The organism is Frankia sp. AgB32, from assembly GCF_023243045.1.
GTDB lineage: Bacteria > Actinomycetota > Actinomycetes > Frankiales > Frankiaceae > Frankia.
Genome location: NZ_JALKFX010000209.1, coordinates 1 through 249, shown reverse-complemented (window position 1 = coordinate 249; position 249 = coordinate 1). Strand labels below are relative to the sequence as shown.

General features: G+C 63.1%; 1 protein-coding gene. It reads left to right on the top strand.

From position 1 onward, the window contains the following. Positions 1–17: 17 nt before the first annotated feature. The coding region (locus MXD60_RS26445; RefSeq protein ID WP_248822413.1) for a SpoIIAA family protein at positions 18–249 on the top strand (232 nt) is incomplete at its 3' end.

Genomic DNA, 249 nt, shown 5'->3' with positions numbered 1-249 from the left:
AGATCACCGATGAGGAGATGAACGCGGTCATGACCGCGATGAAGGCCGACCTCGACAAGGGCGGCAAACTCAAGCTGCTTGAGGACGTTCGCGCTTTCGAGGGCATGGAGCCGGCGGCCTTCTTCAAGGATCCGCGCTTCGGCCTCTCGATGATGAAGGGCGTGAGCCACGTGGCCCTCGTCACCGACGCGACCTGGCTCAAGGCCGTCGCCGAGACCTTCGGTTTCGTGTCGCCGGTGCAGATCAAGG